The sequence below is a fragment of the Bacteroides sp. genome (genome assembly GCF_029057325.1).
In the GTDB taxonomy this organism is placed as follows: Bacteria; Bacteroidota; Bacteroidia; order Bacteroidales; family Bacteroidaceae; genus Bacteroides.
In genome coordinates this window covers 1-3,611 of sequence record NZ_JAICZW010000189.1, presented here as the reverse complement: position 1 = coordinate 3,611, position 3,611 = coordinate 1, and the positions used below count along the sequence as shown (strand labels likewise).

The 3,611-nt window shown below is 48.3% G+C and carries 3 protein-coding genes and 1 pseudogene; 3 read left to right on the top strand and 1 reads right to left on the bottom strand.

From position 1 onward, the window contains the following. Positions 1-129 precede the first annotated feature (129 nt). The 3 genes from K2G43_RS12670 to K2G43_RS12660 all read left to right on the top strand — a co-directional run bounded on the left by K2G43_RS12670 (position 130) and on the right by K2G43_RS12660 (position 3,511). Entirely contained in the window at positions 130-1,170 is a 1,041-nt protein-coding gene (locus K2G43_RS12670) for a diacylglycerol kinase family protein (RefSeq protein WP_300155796.1), read from the top strand. Positions 1,171-1,347: 177 nt separating this feature from the next. After that, positions 1,348-3,105, top strand: coding sequence for an aspartate--tRNA ligase (gene aspS, locus K2G43_RS12665; protein WP_300155793.1), 1,758 nt, complete (start codon positions 1,348-1,350; stop codon positions 3,103-3,105). 25 nt (positions 3,106-3,130) lie between these two features. After that, positions 3,131-3,511 (top strand): GtrA family protein, encoded by a 381-nt coding sequence (locus K2G43_RS12660; protein ID WP_297644562.1) that lies wholly within the window; start codon positions 3,131-3,133, stop codon positions 3,509-3,511. Here the strand turns inward: K2G43_RS12660 and K2G43_RS12655 are convergent. After that, positions 3,508-3,611: pseudogene (locus K2G43_RS12655) on the bottom strand (acyltransferase); the annotation flags it as partial. The gene K2G43_RS12660 and the pseudogene K2G43_RS12655 sit on opposite strands and share 4 nt — an antisense overlap.

Sequence of the window (3,611 nt, the reverse complement as noted above, 5' to 3'; positions counted from 1 at the left end):
ATGTAATTACATGTTCTATTTATAAGAAAAAAACTACTTCCACCCACTTAAAAAAGCATCGTATGGTTCATTCTTCAGATATTTATATTAATTTTGCCAACCGGAAAACTGGCGTAGAACAATCCTTGCATGAACGAGTATAAAAAGAAAATAGCATTTGTCGTAAACCCCATTTCCGGCACTCAAAGTAAAGAGCAGATACTGAAATGGATGGACGAAAAACTGGATAAAGAGAAATATATACCAGAAGTCCTTTACACCGAACGGGCAGGGCATGCCGTAGAGATAGCTGCTCAAAAAGCGCGGGAAGGCGCGTATGCCGTCATCGCCATCGGAGGAGACGGTACCATCAATGAGATAGCCCGCTCATTGGTGCATACGGATACGGCATTAGGTATTATCCCTTGCGGTTCCGGCAACGGACTAGCCCGTCATCTGCAAATCCCGATGGAAGCGAAGAAGGCCATCGACATCATCAACAATGGGAAAATAGACATCATCGATTACGGAACAATCAATGACGTGCTTTTTTTCTGTACCTGCGGGGTAGGGTTCGATGCTTTTGTCAGCCTGCAATTCTCAAAGGCGGGGAGGAGAGGGCCGCTCACCTATTTGGAGAAGACTTTGTTCGAAAGCCTGAAATACCGACCGGAAACCTACGAACTGGAAATAGACGGAAGCACCTCGCGCTACAAGGCATTCCTGATTGCTTGTGGAAATGCCTCACAATATGGCAACAATGCGTATATCACTCCACAAGCGACCTTGAACGATGGCTTGCTGGATGTCACCATCCTTGAACCCTTCACCATGCTCGACGTTCCTTCGTTGGCTTTCCAGCTATTCAACAAGACCATCGACCAGAACAGCCGTATCAAAACATTCCGTTGCCAGTCTTTGCGGATTCATCGCTCAAAACCGGGAGTGGCGCATTTTGACGGCGATCCGATTATGATGGGAGAAGACATTGACGTGAGAATCAAGCAGAAGGGACTAAAGGTTCTCGTCTCCACAAGCGTGGAGAAAAGCACCTCGAATGTGCTGCAGCGGGCGCAGGACTACATCAACGGATTGAAACAAATCAACGAAGCCATTGTGGAAGACATCACCCACAAAAACAAGATGATATTGGACAAAGGGAAAGAGCAGATAAAAAAACTGGTCAACTGACATGTGAGCACGGCTTTTTCATTGGCCAATGAAAAAGCCGTGACATTCGAGAAATAAACTTCCCCCTTTTTGACGTGCATATAATATGTTTTATGTATTTTTGCATGATTTTTATGCGGTGACATCATGCCACGCACAAAAGAACAGCAACAGACAACATAATAATTAATATATAATATGTATAGAACACATACCTGCGGAGAACTCCGTATCTCCGACGTTAATAAACAAGTGACGCTGGCCGGATGGGTACAGCGCAGCCGCAAGATGGGAGGCATGACCTTCATAGACCTTCGCGACCGTTACGGAATCACCCAATTGGTATTCAACGAAGAGGTGAATGCTGAGCTTTGCGAACACGCCAACCGTTTGGGACGTGAATTTGTCATTCAGGTCAAGGGAACGGTAAACGAGCGTTTCAGCAAGAACAGCCATATTCCGACCGGCGACATCGAAATCATCGTATCGGAACTGAACGTCCTGAACTCCTCGTTGACTCCTCCTTTCACCATTGAGGAAAATACAGATGGGGGTGATGACATCCGTATGAAATACCGCTATCTGGACTTGCGCCGTGCCAATGTGCGCAGCAACTTGGAACTTCGTCACAAAATGACTATCGAAGTGCGCAAATACCTTGACAGCAAGGGGTTCATCGAAGTGGAGACTCCCATCCTGGTAGGTTCCACGCCCGAAGGTGCACGCGACTTTGTGGTTCCTTCGCGCATGAATCCGGGACAATTCTATGCGTTGCCCCAAAGCCCGCAAACCCTGAAGCAATTGCTGATGGTGTCCGGCTTCGACCGTTACTTCCAGATAGCCAAATGTTTCCGTGATGAAGACCTGCGTGCCGACCGCCAACCGGAATTTACGCAAATAGATTGCGAAATGTCGTTCGTGGAGCAAGATGATATCATCAATTTGTTCGAAGGCATGGCCAAATACCTGTTTAAGGAGATTCGCGGCGTGGAACTGACGGAACCCTTCCTGCGAATGCCGTGGGCGGATGCCATGAAGTATTACGGAAGCGACAAGCCCGACCTCCGTTTCGGCATGAAGTTCGTTGAACTGATGGATATTATGAAGGGACACGGTTTCTCTGTATTCGACAATGCCGCCTACATCGGTGGTATCTGTGCCGAAGGAGCTGCACACTACACCCGCAAACAGCTGGATGCGCTGACGGAGTTTGTGAAGAGACCGCAAATCGGTGCGAAGGGTATGGTCTATGCGCGTGTGGAAGCGGACGGCAACGTGAAGTCAAGTGTCGATAAGTTCTATGCGCAAGAGGTGCTGCAAGAGATGAAAGCCGCCTTCGGTGCCAAACCGGGTGACTTAATCTTGATTCTGAGTGGCGATGATGCCATGAAGACCCGTAAGCAACTCTGCGAACTTCGTCTGGAGATGGGTAACCAATTGGGGTTGCGCGACAAGAACCAGTTCGCCCTGTTGTGGGTGGTTGACTTCCCGATGTTTGAATGGAGTGACGAGGAGAACCGCCTGATGGCGATGCACCATCCGTTCACACATCCCAAAGAAGAGGATATCCCATTGCTGGATAGCAATCCGGCCGCCGTTCGCGCCGATGCTTACGACATGGTATGCAACGGTGTCGAAGTAGGAGGTGGTTCCATCCGTATCCACGATGCACAGTTGCAGGCAAAAATGTTTGAAATTTTAGGTTTCACTCCCGAAAAGGCACAAGAGCAATTCGGTTTCCTGATGAATGCCTTCAAATTTGGTGCACCTCCTCATGGCGGTCTTGCCTATGGTCTGGACCGTTGGGTCAGCATCTTCGCCGGCCTTGACAGCATCCGCGACTGCATCGCCTTCCCGAAGAACAACAGCGGACGCGACGTGATGCTGGATGCGCCTTCTGCCATCGACCAAAAACAGTTGGACGAACTGAACCTGATTGTCGAGGTAAAAGAGTAAACTAAGCGGTGTAGAGCAGAAGAGGATGAAAGAGTCCACGCGCATTTTCCGCTTTGCGGTCATCGGCACATTGAATGCCCTGATTATGGCAGTCACTGTTTGGGTGATGATGGATGTGCTGGATATCAACTATCTGATTTCCAATGTTACCGCCTACGTATTGGCACAAATACATAACTTCATCTGGTGCAAATACTGGATATTTCCATCTGAAAAAAAGAGCAACACTTGGCGACAAGTGCTGCTCTTTTCTATGGCTTTCGGAATGGCATACGGTTCGCAATTCATGTTTCTTCTCTGTCTGGTAGAAGGATTGCATTGCAACGAATATCTCGCCCAGTTCCTTGGGTTGTTCATATATGGAGGAATCAACTTCTTGCTGAACAAGAAGCTGACATTTCACTAATCGATGAACCGCTTCGTCAACCCTTCGTAAGCATCTATCCGGCGATCACGCAAGAAGGGCCACCACCGGCGTACATTTTCCGACAGCTCCAAATCAACTT

Coding starts and splice junctions, on each gene's coding strand:
- K2G43_RS12660 (WP_297644562.1), top strand. CDS start 3,131: ATGAAAGAGTCCACGCGCATTTTCCGCTTTGCGGTCATCGGCACATTG.
- K2G43_RS12670 (WP_300155796.1), top strand. CDS start 130: ATGAACGAGTATAAAAAGAAAATAGCATTTGTCGTAAACCCCATTTCC.
- aspS (WP_300155793.1), top strand. CDS start 1,348: ATGTATAGAACACATACCTGCGGAGAACTCCGTATCTCCGACGTTAAT.